The following is a 19513-nucleotide window of genomic DNA, read 5'->3' as shown; positions in this document are numbered from 1 at the left end:
CAGTCCAGTAGCAGAGAAATGTGCGATAATGGGAGCAAGAAGACAAACGGAACGGGGGACATCGGATGATCAAGTTGATTTTGACTGATATGGACGGCACTTTCCTGAACAGCCAAGGGGATTTCAACAAGGAGCTTTTCAAGCAGGTCAAGCAGATGATGACGGAAAAAGGAGTCATCTTCGCGCCCTGCACAGGCAAGCAGAGCGAGCGCGTCGAGGAAATATTCGGCGAAGATGCCGCTGATTTTTGGATCCTAGGGGACAGTGCTTCACGGATCAAACACAACGGCGCAATCGTCTACGAATCGTTGTTGGAGAATCGAACAGGCCTTGCCATCCTGCGCGAACTGGAAGAGATGCAACTTGGGCATACGTTGATTGCTTGCACGAAAGAAGCTGCCATGATCAAAAATGATCTGTCGCCCGAAGAATCTGCAGCTGTCAGGAGATCCTATAAGAAAGTGATCACGGTAGCTGATTTCGGGAGCATCGAGGATGATTTCATCAAAATAACGGTTCGCGATATGCAAGAGCGCTGCATCGAGACTGCTGAAAAACTGGCTGCTTTTCGCAATCGGGCGCATATCGTCGCTTCGGAAAAGGCCTGGCTGGACATCACCGATTTGAACGTGCACAAAGGGAGCACGGTCGCCCATCTGCAGGAGCTGCTGCAGGTCACCCCGGAAGAAACGATGGTGTTCGGAGACGGAATGAACGACATCGAAATGATGAAGAGCGGAAGATACAGTTTCGCTGTGCGGAATGCATACCCGATTATCAAGGACACGGCGGCCTTCACCACGGGCAGGACGAATGATGAAGATGCGGTGTCGCACACGATCCTTCAGTTGCTTGCGTTGCAAGGGTAGCGGTTTATTGAAGAGGGTTAGTCCCCCGTTGTCCGAAGATTCCATTTGACTTGGAGTCCACTCCAAGGTGTAGGATACAATTGAAGCTAACTGTCAGGATAAGTTTTGATGCCGAAAGGATGGACGAGATGATAAACATAAAGAAAGCCAGCGAGGAAACGGGTGTATCGGCCGATACGATCCGCTACTATGAGAGGATCGGTTTGATTCCACCGATCAAAAGAAACGAAAACGGGGTCCGTGAATTTGATGAAGAAGATCTGAAGTGGATCGCCTTCAGTCACCAGATGCGCAATGCGGGGCTATCGATCGAATCCTTGATCGAATATCTTGCGCTCTTCCGCAGCGGTGAAGAGACTGTTCCGGCAAGGATGGATCTTTTGGTCGAACAACACCATGAACTGCAGGAACGGATCGATGTCATGCAGCAGGCAATGGATCGGCTTACATTCAAAATCGAAAATTATACAAGTCATATGGTTCCGAGCGAAAACAAATTGAGGGAATTTAAGTGATTCAAGCCTAAAAAGCTCCCGCCAAAACATTGCAGCTATACAGCGATGTTTTGACGGGAGCTTTTGCATTTCTTTTAGTTGGTTCGGATCCATTGAGTCGACATGTCGACGCCCGCATCCAGCATGAGATTATAGACGGGACACCTCCTTTCAACTTCAGTCGCCAGCTTCTCGATGGCTTCGTCGGTTTCATCGGTCTCGATATGGTTCACGAGCGTGACTTCCTGGAAGTAGGTCCGTATATCATCTTCTCCGGCAAAACCGCGCGGGTCAAAAGTGCCTTCCACCGTGAAAGACAGACCGCTGTAGGAGAAACCTTGTTGTTCGGAAACATAATAGGCGATGATCGAGGTGCAGCCTGCCAGCGAACCCAAAAGATACTCCAGCGGATTCGGACCTTTGTTGTCGCCGCCCATCCGTTCCGATTCATCGACAAAAAATTCGGGCAGATTGCGGACTTTTACCGTAGTGGTGATGCCATTGTGCGATTGACCAGTGATCCTCAGTTTCGATAATTTTGTTTCTGTCATCTGGATAACCCCGTTTCTATTTTTTTAGTCAGCGCTTACACACCTATTTTATCATAGCGATTTGAGATAGACTTAACAGAAGCCCTCAGTGGATGTCCAAAACTGTCCGGGAGTGGTATACTATCCTTGAAGGAAAAAGTGCGGGCAAGTGTTGAAGTGCGAGCCTGTATTCACGTTTTTTAAGCAAATAATCGTCTGTTTGATTCATGAAGAAAAGGGGTTTTCTCAATGGAAAAAAAGGATTTGGATCTTATATTGGCTAATTTTGGACCGGAAAAGGAATTCATCGGCGATGGCTATTTCCGTATCCGTGACAAGGGCAATGAGCATTATGAGATCGCTTATCTTGTATCCGCCTGTTGTGGAACAACGAATTACTTCCCACAGATTACGGTTCATGTCGAAGGCGATAGAGTGGTTCCCGACTCCTTACTGGATCTGGTATCCAATCCGGCAAAAATGCTCAGTTATTCACCTGAGACGAGTGCTGTGATGGAAGAGGAATTGGATAAACTCTGCCAAAAGTTTTTGGATATCAAAGGGTTGAAAACAGCAAACGCCGGAACACCAGACTGATCTCTGGTGTTTTTTATATTAGTTTGAAAAAAGAGCAAGTGAGTGCGGAAATGACGCACTCACTTGCTCTTTTTTTGATTTTTTTCGTTTGGATCAATGAGGCTTTGCCGCTTCAAACGAGCCTTCGATGACGCGGTTGCAGTCTCCGCACTTCAGCCAGTGGCCAAGATCGTTGCTTTCCTGATAAACACTCGAGGGCTTCTTGCATTGGCAGTAAAGGATTTCGGTTTCTTGAGGGGGATCTTCGGGAATGATATCCAGATAGGGTTCTTCCATTAACCAAGTGGCATCGATAGAATCGTGGTTATCTTTTGGTAGTTTATCCATGATAATCCCTCCTATGGGTAAGTTGTACGTTCTTGTACGCAAAGTTTAAGGAGCATCTTTGCTCACTTTGATGATACAACTTCTGCTGCCGAAGGCCAAATGATATGGTTCCGAATGGAATAAGCGGAGCCCATTTTCTTATGCAGATGCTAATTTTCAAATGGAATCGCTGTAGGCTTTCATCAATTCCTTCGCCATATCGATCATGGCCAAGTCGACTGAGGAAAGTGTCTTTTCTTTGCTGTAGGCGATGAAATGACGGGTGCGGACGATGCTGGTTTCGATATAAAAAATATTGTAGCTGTCCATCAATTCGCTGTTATTTAGCGCACTCTTCGGCAGAAAAGTCAGTCCCATCCCTTTTCTCGCAAGCGCTGCTGCGGTTGAAATGTTCTGCGATTCCATGACGACATCCGCTTTGATGTCCAGATGCTTCAGGAATTCGTTTGCCTGTTTGCGGATCCCGGATTGGGAAGTGGTCAGCACATACTTTTCGTTCTTCAACAGGTTCAAAGGATAAGGGAATTTTTCGATTTCCTTCAAGCCGGGCTGATACAGCGGGCTCGTGTCCGGAACGATGACGCACCATTTGTCATCCGCAAGCATTGTGTAGGAAAGCTGTTCATTATGGATCGGCAGCATGCCTAAGTAGAGGTCGACTTTGTTTTCCAGCAGGTCCATTTCCGTCGTTTTGGCGTTGGGTTCTTTGAGCAAAGCTGTATTCGAAGGCGATGTCGAGAACGGATCGGTCATGGATAACTTCGGACCGAAATTCCAAGGCGTCAACTACGGTATCGTGTTCATCGGTTACTCGACAGCCGCTTTTGTTGCACCTAAAGTAACAGCGGGAATCGCTGCTGCGAACAACGGTGACTTCACTAAAGCTTTTTATGTCGCTATCGTGGTTGCGGTTGCAGGTTTGATCCTGGATCTTGTCTACAAGAAAAAACAGCACCGAAAGCAATCACAGAAACAGCTCAACAAACAAAAACACCTTCTCGAACGCGAGAAGGTGTTTTTATTGAAATGATTTGTCTGATAACTGGGAGTTATCCGACATTGCGTGAGAATGTTCCACAGAAGTTGTCGGATTCTTCCGGGTTATCCGACAACGAGGCAGTCCCCGGTGTTGATTATGTCGGATTCTTCCGAGTTATCGGACAACCCGACAGCCCTCGGGAAGGATTATGTCGAATAATTACGGATTATCCAACAAATAGAGACTGGTCACGCGGTTGATTTTGATTACTTGCAGATATTTCCTTTTGCAACAATGCCTTCAAATGTGGCCGCCGTCGTCTTCCCATTCATCTTCGTCATCATCCAGAGCTACCCATTCATCTTCATCGAGCCCCGGCAGGCCTTCGCCAAGGCCGCTGACGTTCAGATAGGCCAATTCTTCATTGATCGCTTTCGCGATTTCCCCGGAATCTTTGTATGCGAGGTCGAGTGTGCCGTCCGTGATGTCCAGGCGGGTATGGTCTTCCTCAGGCGCCAGATTCTCGGCGCGCACGCAACGGGGATAGAGCACGTCATCCTTCGCCTCGAAGGCTTTTTGCAGGACGATTTCATGTTCCCAGTTCTCTTCCATGTTGTACGTGTAAATGATTTTATCGTCTTTTCCTTGGATGTGGTCCCGCAGACGATCGGCTTCTGCCAATGTATCCTTATGCGGCTGGGCAAACCGGAAAGTGTGCGGGTGGAGATCGGACCAATTGAATGCACTTTGGAGAATGAAATGCAGATCGGAGAAAGTGGTGTCGTCATCCAATTGTATATCCCGCCAGACTGGTATGCCGACATCCAAAAGCGTAATTCTTAGTTCGAACATCATCTGAAAAACCACCTTTTTTGTTTTCAGTATAACGTTTTCATAGAGCAAGTTCAAATAACAGGACATTCATCCATCAGTGCCTCAGAATCCGCAAAACGGACTTGTTACGATTGGTGTGCTATAATTACCGCAAAAATAAACAGGAAGAAGGTCTAATCGTGTTTTATCCAAATAATTTTCAACAAGCAACATCAATAGAAGAAATCCGTCACTTCATCGATGATAATAAGCTGGCGTTCGTTTATATTTCCCGGACGAACTGTGGCGTCTGCCATGCGGTTCGGCCACAAGTGCAGGAGATGCTGGAGGAATTCCCCGCAATCAAAGCAATCCAGGCGAATGCCGATGACATCCCGGAAGTTGCAGGTGAATTCACCGTCTTCACCGTTCCGGCCTTGTTGCTTTTCGTTGAAGGCAAGGAAATGATCCGCGAAGCCCGCTTCGTGGTGATGGATGAGCTGCATCACCAATTCCAGCGGATCACGGATAACTTATGATAGCTTGATAAAGGAACGATAGCCTGAAGTGCAAAGCTTGGGCTATCGTTTTTTCTGCACAAATTAGATGTTTCTGGTGTAAACTGAAGATAATCATTTTCGGGAAAGGAGCGACCATGTTTAATTTATTCATTTTGATATTGGAGCGGGTCGGGCTGATCATCATTTTGGCTTATCTGCTGATGAATATCCATTATTTCAGGGACAAATTGGGTGAACGCCAACGACTGAGCACCAAGTTGGCGCTGATTGTCGTATTCGGCATTTTCGCCGTCATCTCGAACTACACAGGTGTTGAAATCAGTCATGACCAAATCATATCCGATCAGGTGCTGATGAAGCTTTCGGAAGGCGCATCCTTGGCGAACACACGGGTGCTCACAATCGGCGTTGCCGGCTTGATCGGTGGGCCGTTGGTCGGCACATCCGTCGGCATCATCTCGGGCATTATCCGTTTCTTCCAAGGCGGGGAAGAGGCCTATATTTATGTGGTTTCTTCCATCTTGATCGGGCTCATATCCGGTCTGTACGGCGCAAAAACGATGCGGAAAAATGCCTATCCGACGATAAAGGAAGGTTTTATGATCGGCGCCATAACGGAAGGCGTCCAGATGCTCAGCATCCTGGTGTTGAGCCGGAATCCTCAGGCGGCCTGGGATCTGGTGACGTTCATCGCGTTTCCGATGGTCCTCGTCAATAGCATGGGGACCGGTATTTTCCTTTCCATCATCGGCTCCACGCTGCGCCAAGTAGAACAGACGAAAGCGGTGCAAACGCATGATGTGCTCCAATTGGCGAATCGAACGATGCCATATTTCCGCTCCGGCATGAACGAAGCTTCTTGCACGGAAGCGGCCAAAATCATCCAACAATTGATGAAAGTATCCGCTGTCAGCATCACGAATACCGAACGGATTTTGGCCTATGTCGGTGCGGCCAGCGATCACCACATCGCCTCCAATGAAATATTGACCGAATTGTCCAAAGAAGTGCTGCGGACAGGTGAAATCAGGGAAGTCCATTCCCATGACGAAATCGGCTGCAACCATCCGGGCTGTCCCTTGCAAGCGGCGCTCGTCATCCCGCTGAAAGCGCAAGGGAAAACGATCGGCACTTTGAAGCTGTATTTCACGGATTCGGCCAAACTGACTTTTGTCGAAAGGCAGTTGGCGGAAGGGCTCGGCAACATCTTCTCCAGCCAGATCGAATTGGGAGAAATCGAACTCCAGAGCAAACTGTTGCAGGATGCCGAAATCAAGTCCTTGCAGGCGCAAGTGAATCCACATTTCTTTTTCAATGCCATCAATACCGTTTCGGCCTTGATACGGGTCGACAGTGAACAGGCGCGCAGGCTGCTGATCCAACTCAGCAATTTTTTCCGTTCCAATCTCCAGGGCGCCCGCACCAATTTGATTCCGCTGATGAAGGAACTCATGCAGGTAGAGGCCTACCGTTCATTGGAACAGGCCCGTTTCCCTGATCGCTACCAAGTCACTATTGCCGTTGAGGAAGGCATGGAAGAAGTGCTGCTGCCGCCGTTCCTGATTCAGATTCTGCTGGAAAATGCATTCAAACATGCTTTCGGCAGCCGGAAAACCGACAATCGGGTGTGGATCGACGTGAGAAGCAGTCCCGATGGCGTGTTCATTTCCGTCCGGGACAACGGCGAAGGCATCGATACAAAGCGCTTGGAGAAACTGGGCAAAGAAGCCGTGCCGTCGCTGGAAGGCACAGGATCGGCATTGGATAATCTGAATAAACGGTTGACTAGTCTGTTCGGCGAATCGGCCAAATTGCATTTTGTATCTTCACCAACAGGAACGACCGTGCATTGCACGGTACCTTATCAAGAAAGGCAGGGATGAGTATGCGGGTATTGATTGTGGATGACGAACCATTGGCAAGGGATGAATTGGCTTACCTGCTGGGGAAATGCGAAGGCGTGAGCGCCATCACCCAAGCGGATTCGATCGAAGAAGCGCTCGGGACGATGCTGGAGGACCCGGTGGACCTGATTTTCTTGGATATTCACCTGACGAATGAGAGTGGCCTCTCACTGGCTGCTAAGATCAACAAACTGAAGAAGCCGCCGATGATCATTTTTGCCACGGCGTATGACGACTATGCCGTCAAAGCGTTTGAGCTGAATGCAACCGATTATGTCCTGAAGCCTTTTGAGCTGGACCGGATCCAGCAAGCGGTCAAAAAAGCCTACGGACAGTACCGCAAGCAACAGATCGAAGAGCCTGAAACACCGAAGCAGAAGGATACTGGATTGCAGGTGCTGCCTATCCAGATGGACGAGCGGATCTATATACTGCAGGTCCCGGAAATCATTGCGATCGGAATCGAGAACGGCGAAACGACCATCTACACGAAAAATATGGAGTACATCATCCACGAACCGCTCAGTGCGCTCCAGAAAAAGATCAGCGGACATCCGTTCCTGAGGGTTCACCGGGCCTTTCTAATCAATCTGAAGGAAATAAAGGAAATCCAACCATGGTTCAATCATACATTCCAACTGACGATGAGCAACGGCTTGAAGATACCTGTCAGCCGTTCTTATATGAAGGATTTTAAGGAAAAAGTAGGCATCTGATCCCAAAATAGATGAATTTCAAAACTGCAGGCGTGCAATTCAGCCTGCAGTTTTGTCGTTTCGGGCGCAAATGACCCAAAAGTTTCTTTTTCTCCAGTAAAGTAAGGGCATAGAAAAAACGTGTTGGCCGCACATTTATTTTGAAGGAGGAAAAAAGATGCTTACTTTACTTGGAGGAATCGCCTTACTGATTCTAGGTTACTTTACTTATGGGCGCTACATCGAAAAGAACTTTTCCATCGATCCGGAAAGAACGACCCCCGCTGAAGCACTGAAGGACGGATATGATTTTGTCCCGATGTCAAAATCAAAAAATGCCATCATTGAATTGTTGAATATTGCCGGAACGGGTCCTATTTTCGGACCGATTATGGGAGCGCTTTACGGTCCGGTTGCCTATATTTGGATCGTCGTGGGCTGTATCTTCGGAGGGGCCGTCCACGACTACATGATCGGGATGATTTCCTTGCGGAACGACGGTGCGCACTTGCCGGAATTGGCCAGCAAATACTTGGGCAAACCGGTCAAACATGTCGTCAACATCTTCGCCATGCTGCTGTTACTGTTGGTAGCTACGGTCTTTGTTATTTCGCCGGCCAATCTGATCGCCAGCATTACGCCTGATTGGATGACAATCGGCATCATCACCATGCTGATTTTCGCTTACTATCTCATCTCAACCATCCTGCCGATCGACAAGGCGATGGGAAAAGTCTATCCTTGGTTCGGTGCAATTCTGATCATCAGTACGATCGCAATCGGCATCAGCTTGTTGACGGGCGGCCATAACTTGCCGGAATTGACGATGGGCGCTATGCAGAATTTCCATCCGAAAGGCACACCGATTTTCCCGGCCATCTTCTTTACGATTTCCTGTGGCGCCATTTCCGGTTTCCATGCGACCCAAGCGCCGATGGTTTCCCGGACGTCGACGAACGAGCGGGAAGGCCGCTTCCTTTTCTACGGCATGATGATCGCAGAGGGCGTCATCGCTATGATCTGGGCTGGAGCGTCCATGGCCTTGTTCGATGGTCAAACATTGAGCCAAATGATCGATGCCGGAACACCATCAGCTGTCGTCAACCAAGTTTCCACTATGTTATTGGGTAATGTCTTCGGTACGGTCGCTATCATCGGCGTCATCGTCTTGCCGATCTCTTCAGGACTTTCAGCATTCAGAAGTCTGCGGACAATTTTGGCTGACTACATGAACATCAAACAGGATTCAATGAAAAAAATCCTGATGATGACGATTCCGTTGTTTGTCATCTCGTTCTTCCTTACTAAAGTGGATTTCAACCTGATCTGGAGATACTTCAACTGGGCGAACCAAGTTACAGCCGTCATCGCTTTGCTGATGTCGACGCGTTACTTGTATCTTAAAAATAAAAATTACCTGGTTACCTTATTGCCTGCAACATTCATGCTTTATGCCTGTGTCGTCTATATCCTGAGCGAGCCGATCGGATTCCGGATGGGGCTGCAGACGGCCACTTACTTGGTCGGTCTGGTCGCAACTGTTGCAATCATGGCACTTTACTGGACAACCGGCGTGAAACAGAAGGTTGCTTTGAGTCCTGAATCGGAACTCTTGAACGATCATCTGCCGATCGGGACGTTTTCTTCCGCTGGTGCAGTCCCGGCAGCAGTGGCGGCCGAATAAGCGTAACTTACAGATTAACTCATACTTAACATAGAAACTCCCTTTGAGTCCTACACCACTTCAGGATTCAAGGGGAGTGTCTTGTTGTAGATGCATTTTTAAAGCCCTGCATCGGTTGATGCCCTGCCTTTATTGCGACAGAGGAAACCTGTTGACGACCATATGTTGGTATGCTATAGTTTTGGCTGTAAGAAACGTTTCACAACTTTCATATGATTTAGGGGTTGAAGCGAATGACCTACACTGGAAGTTCAATGACAAAAGGACAAATCGAATCGAAATTGAGCGAAGCGATCAGTAAGTTTGAAGTTGAACAAATGGGTAGAGGTCCAGAGAAAATCCGGACCGTCATCTTTCAGGATTTGATCCTGATAAGACTCAAAGGTTTCTTGAGTATATCTGAAAAAAATCTGGCCAGAAACCCAGGGGGAATCCAGCTGATAAAAAATGCTCGGACTGCCTTGTTTGAGAATGCTCGGGCAGAACTTGAAGCAACAATTAAAACAGTAATTGACGTAAATATCGTAAGTACCTATTCCGATGTCAGCACCAAGACGGGCGAGAAAATCATCGCAATAGTTATAGATCAAGATATCGAAAATTTGATGAAGTAGATACGGAAGATGCAACGAAGGGCAAACAGCCAGTCGACGCGTAAGCCAATGGCAAGTACTCCATAGGGGTGCTTGTTATTGGCTTTTTTTGTGCAGATTTGGAACTTGTATTGCGTGGCAAGGCGGTAGGGGAAGATTGTTTTTGAATTTATCTATTTAAAATGGGAAGAAGGCGGGATGCAGATGCAACAGAAAATGATAACAGAAAAGAAAAGGATACCGAGTGCCAGGTGGCTATACGTGTTTTTAGGGCTTGTGATCATGATGATGCTTGGCACGGTCTATTCCTGGAGTGTTTTTCGTCTTCCTGTGGAGGAATTGTATAATGTGGGGTCTGCTCAAAGTGGATTGCCATACATGACGGCGCTGCTGTTTTATTCCTTGTTCATGTTTTTTACCGGGCGCTATTTCAAATCATGGAGTCCGCGGGCGACCATCTTGGTGGGGTCATTGCTGGTTTCAATCGGGTGGATTTTATCAGCGTTTGCCCCGAATATTCAAGTGTTGACTGTTACCTACGGTGTAATAAGTGGCGCGGGTGTCGGGATAGCTTACGGGGCACCATTAGCGGTAGTGACTAGGTGGTTCCCGGAAAAAAAGGGTCTTGTGATTGGGATGGTGCTGCTGGGATTTGGACTTTCCCCTTTGTTGACGGCACCGTTGGCCCGAACGCTGGTTGAACAATATGGAGTGACGAAAACATTCCTTGTATTGGGAGTCGTTTTTGGCATGCTGCTGCCTTTGTTTTCGATGCCTTTCAAGTACCCTGAAAGGGAAAGTGTTGAATCGGGGGATTCATCCGAGAAAAATGCGGATACGCGCGATGTTACCAGTGCTGAAATGATGAAATCAGCCAACTTCAAAGGGTTATACTTCAATTTCATTATCGGAACGATGATTGGACTGATGATGATAGGTTTGACAAACAGCATAGGCATCGAGTTGATAGGGATGGCGCAAAAGGATGTAGTACTGTTCATATCGGTGTTTGCAGTTTTCAACGGCATCGGGCGCCCGGTATTCGGGTGGCTGACTGACAGGTTATCGGCAAGGACTGCCATGCTCCTTTCTTACGCTCAAATCATTACGGCAGCCGGTTTGATGCTGTGGGCAAAAAATGGCAGTGTGGGCTTGTTTGCCGCAGCCTTTTCGATATTTTGGTTCAATGTTGGTGGTTGGTTGGCTATAGCGCCTACTGCAACCAACAATTTGTATGGCCCAAAACACTACAGCCAGAACTATGGCATCGTATTTACCGCATATGGAATAGGCGCAGTGCTGGGAGTGAGCAGTTCAGGGGTGCTGCTGGATACTTTCCAGAATTACGACTATATATTCTATCTTGTGATTGCTTCCTGCCTGATGGGCTCGTTGCTGACGCTAATGCTCCTTACGGGAAATAGGGCATATAAAAACGAAGTAGCGGCAGAAAAGCATCTGCCTGATTTGGCGGGCCGCAACAGCAGTCACTAGCCTGTTGGTCCTGAGGCAAAACCAATTTTTTAATGAAGAAACTCCCCGAAGGAGCTCTGCGTTTTGCAGGTCCTTCGGGGAGCTTTTTTCTATAGATATTGCTTTAATGATTCAGCGATGCCTTCCAGCATGGCCAGTTCATCGTTTGACGGGTTTTCCAACGTGATCAATGCTTCCTCATCACGGGCTGTAGCGTTGCCCTCTGCATCTGTTGTTACATCCAGTATCAGCAGTTCGGCATAAAGATCATCCAAATCCCTTTGCGGTTGCACGAGGAATTCAAATGTACCTTCGGGATGGCTTGCTTTGAATGCTTCAATCTTTTCGATCAATTTTTCTAAATTCAATTATTTTCGCCTTCTTTCTGTTCGTGTTCATTTGCTGCACGGCTTATTATACCTCATTACGCCATCGGTTGTATCGTGTAACAGGTTTCAACCGACATGGAAAGCGAGATTTTGGGTTGTGGGATATATCGTTTCGGATCGGAAACCGGTATACTTGATGTTGAGAAAGTCCACTTTTTAAGGGGATTCGGTCCGGATGCCATTGCGGTGTTTGGGTGCATAGGACAATTTGTTTTGTGATTTTGTCACAATACATCTTTTCAATTCAGTTTGGACTGATATGATTAAGCAATAGAATTCCGAATTACTTTGGACAAGGAAGGAGCCTCTCTAGCATGCATTATTTGAAACAATTTACAGTCATCATCGCTATTTCGGCCGTAAGCGAATTGCTGGCCATCTTCATCCCATTAGCCATTCCGGCCAGCATCTACGGCATGTCGCTGCTGTTCTTGTTGCTGATGATAGGAGTGTTGAAGCTCAAGCAAGTGGAAAGTGCCGCCAATCTGCTGTTGGGCATCATGCCTGCTCTGTTCGTGGTGAGCGGGGCTGGGCTGATCACTTCCTACGGGCAGATCGCCGAACACTTCTTCGGCTGGGTAGCCGTCAACATAGGCTCCACCATCGTGATTTTGGCGACGACCGGCCTATTGGCTCAGGGGATGATAAGAAGGAAGAAAGCGAAGTAGGCTGACGGAAATGATTGATCATCTGCTGGAGACGACAAAATATCTCGGCTTGTTCATCAGCTTGGGGGCCTTCATGATCGGCTTGAAGCTGAATAAAAAATATCCCTATGCCTTCATGAATCCTTTGCTGATCGGGACGATCCTGGTGATGGGCTTGATTCTTGTCCTGGACGTCGAAGTTGCTGTTTTTCAAAAAAGCGCGCAAATCTTGTCCGATCTCCTGACGCCGGCATCATAGTGGCAGGGGTCATCTTCGCGGGCATTTTCGGAACGGTGGTTTCGGGGCTGATTTTCAGAATCTTCAGGATCGAAGAACCGATCGCGAAAGGGTTGGCCTTGGGTGCGGCTTCCCATGCCATGGGGACGGCTGAATCGTTGAAAGCAAGCGAACTGCAGGGTGCCATGAGCAGCTTGGCGATGGTCGTTTCCGGTGTCATGATGGTCGGCTTGATCCCGCTTGCGGCGCTGTTCGTCCAATAAGGTCAATAACTAAGAGAAAACATAAGAAGCAGCTCTAATTAAAAAAGAGACTGCTTCTTTTTTTTTGCGCCGGGAAGGCTGTTTTCCATCAAGGGTTATCCGGTGCCAGACGTTGGGCTCTATGCTATACTGAACTCATAATGGGTATCAGTATCTTGAAGTTTTGTCGGGCTATTCCGGAGTCGAACGTTGCGAAAAGGACGGTGGAGAAATGGAACAAACACTGCAGGCACATATCCAATTATCAGCCGATTTGGATGTGAAATATGCGCTGTTGCCGGGTGATCCAGCCCGCGTTGAAAGAGCGAAATTACTGTTGGAGGACGCTGTCGATTTGGCGTTCAACCGTGAGTACAAGAGTGTTCTGGGGACTTATCAAGGAATGAAGGTATTGGTCATTTCCTCCGGGATCGGTGGACCATCCACAGTGATAGCCATCGAAGAGTTGGCAAGGATCGGAATAGAAGGCATCATCCGCATCGGCAGCTGCGGGTCTTTGCATCCAGCAGTGCATCTGGGCGATGTGATCATCGCGACGGCAGCGGTCAGGGATGATGGCGCCAGCAAGGCCTATGTCGATTCCGCATATCCCGCCGTTGCCGATCTGGATTTGTTGATGGATCTGCGGGCAATTGCGGAAACGGAGCGGATCCCTCATCGTTTGGGGATTGTCCGCAGCCACGACAGTTTCTACACCGCCCGTGAAGCGCAACTTACTGCTTATTGGAGCGGCAACGGCATCATCGGGTCGGATATGGAAACAGCCACGTTGTTTGTTGTTGGGGCGCTGAGGGGATTGAAGACCGCATCGCTGCTGAATGTCGTTGTCGGTCCGGAAGAAGGGATGGCGGAAGGCGTCCGTCAATTCGTTTCAGGAGAAGCGGCGACCAAGCAAGGGGAACAGAATCAAATCCAACTGGCATTATCCGCTTTCCATGCATGGCATCAGGCAAAAGGAGGAGAATAAAATGAATCCAGAAACAAAAAACAAACTGAGCTACAAGTTGTCAACGGCTTCCATCGTTTTGATCCCGATCGCGATTGGGATCAATTATCTCGGCAAATACATCGCGGGCGTATTGCGTCTGCCGCTTTGGTTGGACTCGATCGGAACGGTATTGTCCGGTATGTTGGCGGGACCGGTAATCGGTGCCGCTTCCGGGATCATCAATAACGTCATCTACGGCGTGACGGCCGATCCGATTTCGACAGTGTATGCAGTCACCAGTGCAGTCATCGGTTTGATGGCGGGTCTGTTTGCCGCTAAAGGCTGGTTCAAGGACATCAAGACCGTGCTGTTGGCAGGTTTAATCATCGGCTTGGTGGCCGCCACAGTCTCGACGCCTTTGAACATCATCTTTTGGGGCGGCCAGACCGGGAATGTCTGGGGGGATGCCCTCTACGCGTTGCTGATTTCGAACGGGCAACCGCAATGGCTGGCTTCTTTTCTGGATGGCATCGTTGTGGACGTGCCGGATAAACTAGTGACGGTTCTCATCAGTTACTTTATCTTCAGGGGCTTGCCGAAGAAACTCACGAACACTTTCCTGAAGGATGGCGCGATAGAAGAATTATAGGGGCTGATTTGAATGGATGCAATGACTTTGTATGTACCGCGCAACTCGCCGATCCATCATTTGGATCCGTTGACGAAGATGCTTTATGTCGTCGTGAGCATCGCTGCGGCCTATTTATTGGATGATCTGTGGCAAGTTGCGGCAGTCATGCTGACCAGTTTTGGTATCTTGTTGGTAGGGAAGGTATTCCGTAATATTTTGCCGGTGATTGCACTCAGTTTTTTATTGATTCTGTCGATCGTCATTGTGCAAGGTTTTTTCAATCCTGCCAACGAAACGTTACTTTATGAATTGGGCCCGATAAAATTCTACAAAGAGGGCCTGATTATAGCCTTTCGTCTGACCATGCGCGTCATCAATATGGTCAGCGCCTTTGGAGTGTTGGTGCTGACGACTTCACCGACGGAACTGGTTGAACGGCTGCAGCAGAAAGGCATGTCCCCGAAAATCGGCTATGTCATCCTTTCGGTTCTGCAGATCATCCCGCAGCTTCGGGCCACTTACGGCAAAATTCAGGATGCACAACGGTCGCGCGGGATGGAGACTGAGGGCAGCCTGTTTGTTCGGGTAAAGGCATTCTTCCCATTGTTGGGACCGGTCATTCTGAACGCCCTGAACGATACTAGGGAGAGAGCGATTGCGCTCGATGTCCGCGGCTTCGACAGGGACACTCCGAAAACCTATCTGAATGAAGCGAAGTCCTATCGTTACAGTACTTTTTTGAATATTTTGCTGTTGGTGATTCTGGCCGGTTTGATCGTTTGGAGGGTGATGGGATGAGTATCATAGAAGTGAAGGATCTGAAATATCGTTATCCCGACACGACCAAATTGGCGTTGGACGGCATCAGCTTTTCGGTCGAGGAGGGTGAATTCATCGGCCTGATCGGAAGAAACACCGCCGGCAAATCGACTTTGTGCTATGCGCTGAGCGGCTTGGTGCCGCACTTCTTCAAAGGGGCCTACGGCGGATCGGTGATGATAGCCGGTTTGGATGTGCGCACGACGGATGTGAGCGAAGTCACTGCAGCAGCCGGATTGGTGTTCGAAAACCCGTTTTCCCAGATCACCGGCTCGCGTTTTACAGTATATGAAGAAATCGCATTCGGGCTGGAAAACATGGGACTGCCGCGCGACGAAATCATCAAGCGGATCGAAGAAAGTTTGGACTTGCTGGATATCCGCAAAGTGAAGGACAAGAACCCGTTCGATCTTTCCGGCGGGCAAATGCAGCGGGTTGCGATCGCCGGTGTGGTCGCGATGAAGCCGAAAGTGCTGATATTGGATGAACCCACGTCCCAGCTGGATCCGCAAGGGTCGGATGAGGTCTTCAAAGTTGTGGAAAACCTTACGAAAGAAGGCATCACCATCATCATGGCCGAGCAAAAGATGGAAAAAATCGCGCAGTACGCAGACAGGGTCCTGCTTTTGGACGATGCCAAGTTGATCGCGTATGATACGCCCGAAGCTATTTTTTCGCGCGAGGACTTGGCGTCTCTGGGCGTACAGCCGCCCGCCGTGACCGCGATCGCCCGCCATTTGAACAAGCGGAAGGCCAATGGGCATTATCCTGTGGAATTGGATGAGCTGAAAGGCTTGCTTGCGGAAGAAGGTGTCCCTCATGAATAAACTGGAAATAGAGAAGCTGCATTTTGCATACGACAAAACAACACCCGTCATAAAAGGCATTAATCTGGTGCTGGACGACCGCAAAACCGCCATCATCGGACAGAACGGCTCGGGAAAAACCACCTTCGTAAAACTGCTGAAGGGACTTTTGCGTCCCGATTCCGGCAGGATCCTGCTGGACGGGATCGACTTAAAAACTTTGACGGTTGCCCAGATATCCAAGAAGATTGGTCTGGTTTTTCAGAACCCCGATGACCAGATTTTCAAGAATACGGTTTTGGATGAAGTGATGGTCGGTCCGTTGAACATCGGACTTTCTTTGGATGAGGCAAGAGCCAGTTCACGCGCGGCATTGGCTCAAGTAAAATTGGTGGATATCGAGAAAGTGAATCCATACGACCTCAATCTGGCGCAAAGAAAGATGGTGGCGTTGGCTTCGATTTTAGCGATGGACACGCCCATCGTCATTTTCGATGAACCCACGATGGGGCAGGACGCTACCGGGAAAGCAATCATCAAAAAAGTGATCGAAAACCTGCAGGCAGAAGGGAAAGCCGTACTGTGCATTCTGCATGACATGGATTTTGCGGCGGCAGTTTTTGAACGCGTCGTCGTCTTCAGCCAAGGGCAATTGCTGCTCGAAGGCGGTGCAAGGGAAGTCTTCAGCAAAAAAGACCTTCTGCAGCAAGCCTATCTGGATCAACCCCAAGCCATGAAAATCGCGCAAGCTTTGGGAATGCAAGGGTATCTTTTGAGCGTTGAAGAAGTGATATCCGCTTTGGAGAAACCATGATTTCAGCAAAGGACCGAAATAGTGGAATCGTACCTTGCGGATTGTAAAGATGAGACGGAATCATCTGCGGAAACTCTGTCAGCTATCAATAAAACACATACAGCAATAGGGCTCTTTGCGAGTTCGTATTGTTGCGTGTGTTTTTTTTGATGGGAAGGTTGTTCTGCCATGAAAAGCAGCTCGTAAACGGATGGTATACAAGTGAACTATTTAGCGGTAAAATAGTTTTAGTTTGAATACATGGGGGCGTAAGATTTATGAAAGAAAAGAAAAATCTGCTGATCAGCTTGTCCAAGCTGTCGAAAGTGTATCGGGCAGAAGTGAAGGTAGAGATGTCCGCTTCGGATTTTTCTCCGAACGAGTTGGATCTGATCACCTTTTTGTCAAATAACGAAATGGACACATCCAAAGAAATAGCAGATTTCCTGGGACTATCAAAGTCTTTGATTGCCAGATCGGTCGATTCGCTTGTCGCAAAAGGGTACTTGGAGACAAACGTTGATGAGGGAGACCGTCGCTATATTCATCTTGTATTGACTGATCGGGCAAAGCCGATAGAGGACCGATTACGGAATATCCGGAAACAGTTTATCGCGTCGATGACAGAAGGAATCAATCAAGAACAGTTCACGCAGTTTGAAGCGATGCTTGAAAAAATGGTAGCGAATGTGGAACGGAAGAAGGAGGAGTAATCGTGCAAGAATTAAAAGGATCACGCATGGGGACGGAGAAAATCCCTAAACTGATGATGGAACTGGCCATACCGAGCATTATTGCCCAAGTCATCAATATTCTTTACAACATTGTGGATAGGATGTACATCGGACATATACCCGATGTAGGGGCTGTTGCATTGACTGGGTTGGGAATCAGCGCACCGCTTGTGCTGATCATTTCTGCGTTCAGCAGTTTTGCCGGAGGTGGCGGGGCTCCTTTGGCGGCCATTGCGTTAGGCAAGAACGACAAAAATGAGGCCGAAAAAATCCTCGGCAATGCTTTTTCCATGCTCACGCTCATGGCAGTCGTTTTGACTATTGTCTTTACTTTGATCAAAGAGCCATTATTATATTTATTCGGTGCCAGTGATGTTACTTTCAATTATGCGAATGACTATACTTCCATCTATATAATGGGCACAATTTTTGTACAATATGCATTAGGCCTGAATCTATTTATAACCAGTCAAGGAAAAACAAAAAACGCTATGTTTTCAGTACTGATTGGAGCTATTGCCAATATTATCCTGGATCCGATTTTTATTTTCGGTTTTGATATGGGAGTTCAGGGTGCTGCGATTGCAACAGTCATTTCCCAAACCCTGAGTGCGATCTACGTCCTCCGATTCTTGACGTCCGACCATTCGATTATCCGGATCCGCAAGAAGAATATGGGGCTAGAGATTGGGCTGATAAAGAGAATTGTTTCCTTGGGAATTTCGCCATTCATTATGCAAGCGACCGAAAGTGCGATTGTGATTGTCTTCAATACAGGACTGCTGAAATACGGCGGCGATCTTTATGTTGGTTCCATGACAATCATGCAAAGCATCATGCAATTGCTGACAGTGCCTGTACAAGGTTTTACGCAAGGTGTTCAACCAATCATCAGTTATAATTATGGAGCAGGGAATTACAAGCGTGTGCGAGAAACTGTGCGCCATTCCATGAAGGTAACGGTTGGACTTACAGTCTCCTACTTTTTATTGGTGCTGTTCGTGCCGGGTCTGTTCGCACGCATCTTTACGACAAATTCGGATTTGTTGGCTTTAGTCACCCGTGTTCTGCCGATTTACATGGGCGGAATGTGGCTGTTCGGAGTGCAGATGAGCGCGCAAATGTTTTTTGTCGGTGTGGGGGAGGCGAAAAAATCACTTTTCATTGCTCTTTTGCGCAAAGTGATCATCCTGATTCCGTTGGCGCTTATCTTACCCAACTATTTTGATGTGATGGGAATCTATTACTCGGAACCGATAGCGGATATCCTGTCTGCAACGACATCCGGCATCCTTTTGTATATGACTTTGAGGAAATTGCCGGGGTGAAGATCCTGGCTGCGATGCATCTTTTTCTGGATAATAAGGATGAAGAAAAACCGGACTGAGCCGAAACGGGACAGTCTGGTTTATTTGCAGAGTTAGCTGGTGTCCCAAAAAGTTCAAAAAAATAATTGACAATGACAGGAGAAGAGTGATAGTATAAATGAGTTGTCTGAAGTGCCGAACAATTAAATGCAAGAAAGATGTTGACAGGCTGACTTCGGAATGATATTATATAAAAGTTGCTGCTCGGGATATTTCGAACCAAGAATAATAAGAATAAATAATTCAAAAAAGTTCTTGACGAAATCGGAAAGTTGCGATATTATGAATAAGCTGTCACGTAACAAGTGATGCGCGATTGGCCTTTGAAAACTGAACAAAGAATGAACGAACCAAATGTGCAGGGAGCTTCGATTTCGGTCGAGGCAAACGAAGGCGATACATCGTATCGCAAACATAAA

General features: G+C 47.9%; 24 protein-coding genes and 1 pseudogene. 20 read left to right on the top strand and 5 right to left on the bottom strand.

Annotated features, from left to right (window positions below; translation table 11 throughout):
• Positions 1-65 precede the first annotated feature (65 nt).
• Positions 66-869, top strand: a complete 804-nt coding sequence (locus tag ACTCCX_RS06020) for a Cof-type HAD-IIB family hydrolase (RefSeq protein WP_463275171.1) — start codon at positions 66-68, stop codon at positions 867-869.
• A 131-nt stretch (positions 870-1000) separates the two neighbouring features.
• Positions 1001-1384 (top strand): MerR family transcriptional regulator, encoded by a 384-nt coding sequence (locus ACTCCX_RS06015; protein ID WP_463275188.1) that lies wholly within the window; start codon positions 1001-1003, stop codon positions 1382-1384.
• A 74-nt stretch (positions 1385-1458) separates the two neighbouring features.
• Here ACTCCX_RS06015 and ACTCCX_RS06010 read toward each other — a convergent pair whose 3' ends face one another.
• Positions 1459-1914 carry an OsmC family protein gene (locus tag ACTCCX_RS06010; protein WP_422309374.1) on the bottom strand — a complete coding sequence of 152 codons (456 nt, stop codon included), beginning with the start codon at positions 1912-1914 and terminating at the stop codon, positions 1459-1461.
• A gap of 228 nt (positions 1915-2142) precedes the next feature.
• Here ACTCCX_RS06010 and ACTCCX_RS06005 point away from each other — a divergent pair, with 228 nt between their 5' ends.
• The gene (locus ACTCCX_RS06005) at positions 2143-2490 is read left to right on the top strand and encodes a hypothetical protein (RefSeq protein WP_086990091.1); all 348 of its coding nucleotides are present in this window, start codon (positions 2143-2145) and stop codon (positions 2488-2490) included.
• 93 nt (positions 2491-2583) lie between these two features.
• On the opposite strand, the gene ACTCCX_RS06000 is transcribed toward ACTCCX_RS06005, so the two are convergent.
• Both ACTCCX_RS06000 and ACTCCX_RS05995 read right to left on the bottom strand, forming a co-directional pair.
• Entirely contained in the window at positions 2584-2817 is a 234-nt protein-coding gene (locus ACTCCX_RS06000; protein WP_463275170.1) for a hypothetical protein, read from the bottom strand.
• 156 nt (positions 2818-2973) lie between these two features.
• The gene (locus tag ACTCCX_RS05995; RefSeq protein ID WP_463275169.1) at positions 2974-3498 is read right to left on the bottom strand and encodes a LysR family transcriptional regulator substrate-binding protein; all 525 of its coding nucleotides are present in this window, start codon (positions 3496-3498) and stop codon (positions 2974-2976) included.
• 67 nt (positions 3499-3565) lie between these two features.
• Between ACTCCX_RS05995 and ACTCCX_RS05990 the strand changes: the two are divergent.
• Positions 3566-3847: pseudogene (locus tag ACTCCX_RS05990) on the top strand (hypothetical protein); the annotation flags it as partial.
• A 249-nt stretch (positions 3848-4096) separates the two neighbouring features.
• On the opposite strand, the gene ACTCCX_RS05985 reads toward ACTCCX_RS05990, so the two are convergent.
• Positions 4097-4651: a plasmid pRiA4b ORF-3 family protein gene (locus ACTCCX_RS05985; RefSeq protein ID WP_321434026.1), complete on the bottom strand. Its 555-nt coding sequence runs from the start codon at positions 4649-4651 to the stop codon at positions 4097-4099.
• Between the two features lie 158 nt (positions 4652-4809).
• On the opposite strand from ACTCCX_RS05985, the gene ACTCCX_RS05980 reads away from it, so the two are divergent.
• From ACTCCX_RS05980 to ACTCCX_RS05955, 6 genes are all read left to right on the top strand, one after another.
• Positions 4810-5148 (top strand): thioredoxin family protein, encoded by a 339-nt coding sequence (locus ACTCCX_RS05980; protein WP_422302818.1) that lies wholly within the window; start codon positions 4810-4812, stop codon positions 5146-5148.
• Between the two features lie 116 nt (positions 5149-5264).
• Entirely contained in the window at positions 5265-7013 is a 1749-nt protein-coding gene (locus ACTCCX_RS05975; protein WP_463275168.1) for a LytS/YhcK type 5TM receptor domain-containing protein, read from the top strand.
• Positions 7014-7015: 2 nt separating this feature from the next.
• Positions 7016-7750, top strand: coding sequence for a LytTR family transcriptional regulator DNA-binding domain-containing protein (locus ACTCCX_RS05970; RefSeq protein WP_463275167.1), 735 nt, complete (start codon positions 7016-7018; stop codon positions 7748-7750).
• Positions 7751-7907: 157 nt separating this feature from the next.
• The gene (locus ACTCCX_RS05965) at positions 7908-9413 is read left to right on the top strand and encodes a carbon starvation CstA family protein (protein WP_276645769.1); all 1506 of its coding nucleotides are present in this window, start codon (positions 7908-7910) and stop codon (positions 9411-9413) included.
• Between the two features lie 254 nt (positions 9414-9667).
• The gene (locus tag ACTCCX_RS05960; protein WP_463275166.1) at positions 9668-10027 is read left to right on the top strand and encodes a Na-translocating system protein MpsC family protein; all 360 of its coding nucleotides are present in this window, start codon (positions 9668-9670) and stop codon (positions 10025-10027) included.
• A gap of 183 nt (positions 10028-10210) precedes the next feature.
• Entirely contained in the window at positions 10211-11500 is a 1290-nt protein-coding gene (locus ACTCCX_RS05955; protein WP_463275165.1) for an L-lactate MFS transporter, read from the top strand.
• An 89-nt stretch (positions 11501-11589) separates the two neighbouring features.
• Here ACTCCX_RS05955 and ACTCCX_RS05950 read toward each other — a convergent pair whose 3' ends face one another.
• Complete coding sequence (locus ACTCCX_RS05950) at positions 11590-11847, bottom strand: hypothetical protein (protein ID WP_276645779.1); 258 nt, start codon at positions 11845-11847, stop codon at positions 11590-11592.
• A gap of 335 nt (positions 11848-12182) precedes the next feature.
• Between ACTCCX_RS05950 and ACTCCX_RS05945 the strand changes: the two genes are divergently transcribed.
• From ACTCCX_RS05945 to ACTCCX_RS05900, 10 genes are all read left to right on the top strand, one after another.
• Positions 12183-12536, top strand: a complete 354-nt coding sequence (locus tag ACTCCX_RS05945; protein ID WP_463275164.1) for a CidA/LrgA family protein — start codon at positions 12183-12185, stop codon at positions 12534-12536.
• A gap of 10 nt (positions 12537-12546) precedes the next feature.
• Positions 12547-12774, top strand: a complete 228-nt coding sequence (locus ACTCCX_RS05940; protein ID WP_463275163.1) for an LrgB family protein — start codon at positions 12547-12549, stop codon at positions 12772-12774.
• On the top strand, positions 12774-13016 hold the full coding sequence (locus ACTCCX_RS05935) for an LrgB family protein (RefSeq protein WP_463275162.1): 243 nt from the start codon (positions 12774-12776) through the stop codon (positions 13014-13016). The genes ACTCCX_RS05940 and ACTCCX_RS05935 overlap by 1 nt, the downstream gene beginning before the upstream one ends.
• 211 nt (positions 13017-13227) lie before the next feature.
• Positions 13228-13983: a nucleoside phosphorylase gene (locus ACTCCX_RS05930; RefSeq protein WP_463275161.1), complete on the top strand. Its 756-nt coding sequence runs from the start codon at positions 13228-13230 to the stop codon at positions 13981-13983.
• A gap of 1 nt (position 13984) precedes the next feature.
• Positions 13985-14593, top strand: a complete 609-nt coding sequence (locus ACTCCX_RS05925) for an ECF transporter S component (protein WP_463275160.1) — start codon at positions 13985-13987, stop codon at positions 14591-14593.
• Positions 14594-14605: 12 nt separating this feature from the next.
• Positions 14606-15373, top strand: coding sequence for an energy-coupling factor transporter transmembrane component T family protein (locus ACTCCX_RS05920; RefSeq protein WP_068561503.1), 768 nt, complete (start codon positions 14606-14608; stop codon positions 15371-15373).
• Positions 15370-16221 carry an energy-coupling factor ABC transporter ATP-binding protein gene (locus ACTCCX_RS05915; RefSeq protein WP_068561502.1) on the top strand — a complete coding sequence of 284 codons (852 nt, stop codon included), beginning with the start codon at positions 15370-15372 and terminating at the stop codon, positions 16219-16221. Before ACTCCX_RS05920 ends, ACTCCX_RS05915 begins: the two co-directional genes overlap by 4 nt.
• Positions 16214-17014, top strand: coding sequence for an energy-coupling factor ABC transporter ATP-binding protein (locus tag ACTCCX_RS05910; protein ID WP_463275159.1), 801 nt, complete (start codon positions 16214-16216; stop codon positions 17012-17014). Before ACTCCX_RS05915 ends, ACTCCX_RS05910 begins: the two co-directional genes overlap by 8 nt.
• A 257-nt stretch (positions 17015-17271) precedes the next feature.
• Complete coding sequence (locus ACTCCX_RS05905; RefSeq protein ID WP_463275158.1) at positions 17272-17706, top strand: MarR family winged helix-turn-helix transcriptional regulator; 435 nt, start codon at positions 17272-17274, stop codon at positions 17704-17706.
• A gap of 2 nt (positions 17707-17708) precedes the next feature.
• A complete protein-coding gene (locus ACTCCX_RS05900; protein ID WP_463275157.1) occupies positions 17709-19055 on the top strand; it encodes an MATE family efflux transporter in 1347 nt (448 codons plus the stop codon).
• Positions 19056-19513: the final 458 nt, after the last annotated feature.

The organism is Trichococcus sp. (assembly GCF_055118575.1).
Note: the sequence above shows the minus strand (reverse complement) of the source record. Positions and strands in the feature narration are given on the sequence as shown.

Bases quoted from the DNA above. Each gene is read 5' to 3' on its own strand.
- ACTCCX_RS06020 (WP_463275171.1), top strand. From the start codon at position 66: ATGATCAAGTTGATTTTGACTGATATGGACGGCACTTTCCTGAACAGC.
- ACTCCX_RS06010 (WP_422309374.1), bottom strand. From the start codon at position 1,914: ATGACAGAAACAAAATTATCGAAACTGAGGATCACTGGTCAATCGCAC.
- ACTCCX_RS06005 (WP_086990091.1), top strand. From the start codon at position 2,143: ATGGAAAAAAAGGATTTGGATCTTATATTGGCTAATTTTGGACCGGAA.
- ACTCCX_RS06000 (WP_463275170.1), bottom strand. From the start codon at position 2,817: ATGGATAAACTACCAAAAGATAACCACGATTCTATCGATGCCACTTGG.
- ACTCCX_RS05995 (WP_463275169.1), bottom strand. From the start codon at position 3,498: ATGGACCTGCTGGAAAACAAAGTCGACCTCTACTTAGGCATGCTGCCG.
- ACTCCX_RS05985 (WP_321434026.1), bottom strand. From the start codon at position 4,651: ATGATGTTCGAACTAAGAATTACGCTTTTGGATGTCGGCATACCAGTC.
- ACTCCX_RS05975 (WP_463275168.1), top strand. From the start codon at position 5,265: ATGTTTAATTTATTCATTTTGATATTGGAGCGGGTCGGGCTGATCATC.
- ACTCCX_RS05970 (WP_463275167.1), top strand. From the start codon at position 7,016: ATGCGGGTATTGATTGTGGATGACGAACCATTGGCAAGGGATGAATTG.
- ACTCCX_RS05965 (WP_276645769.1), top strand. From the start codon at position 7,908: ATGCTTACTTTACTTGGAGGAATCGCCTTACTGATTCTAGGTTACTTT.
- ACTCCX_RS05960 (WP_463275166.1), top strand. From the start codon at position 9,668: ATGACAAAAGGACAAATCGAATCGAAATTGAGCGAAGCGATCAGTAAG.
- ACTCCX_RS05955 (WP_463275165.1), top strand. From the start codon at position 10,211: ATGCAACAGAAAATGATAACAGAAAAGAAAAGGATACCGAGTGCCAGG.
- ACTCCX_RS05945 (WP_463275164.1), top strand. From the start codon at position 12,183: ATGCATTATTTGAAACAATTTACAGTCATCATCGCTATTTCGGCCGTA.
- ACTCCX_RS05940 (WP_463275163.1), top strand. From the start codon at position 12,547: ATGATTGATCATCTGCTGGAGACGACAAAATATCTCGGCTTGTTCATC.
- ACTCCX_RS05930 (WP_463275161.1), top strand. From the start codon at position 13,228: ATGGAACAAACACTGCAGGCACATATCCAATTATCAGCCGATTTGGAT.
- ACTCCX_RS05925 (WP_463275160.1), top strand. From the start codon at position 13,985: ATGAATCCAGAAACAAAAAACAAACTGAGCTACAAGTTGTCAACGGCT.
- ACTCCX_RS05920 (WP_068561503.1), top strand. From the start codon at position 14,606: ATGGATGCAATGACTTTGTATGTACCGCGCAACTCGCCGATCCATCAT.
- ACTCCX_RS05915 (WP_068561502.1), top strand. From the start codon at position 15,370: ATGAGTATCATAGAAGTGAAGGATCTGAAATATCGTTATCCCGACACG.
- ACTCCX_RS05910 (WP_463275159.1), top strand. From the start codon at position 16,214: ATGAATAAACTGGAAATAGAGAAGCTGCATTTTGCATACGACAAAACA.
- ACTCCX_RS05905 (WP_463275158.1), top strand. From the start codon at position 17,272: ATGAAAGAAAAGAAAAATCTGCTGATCAGCTTGTCCAAGCTGTCGAAA.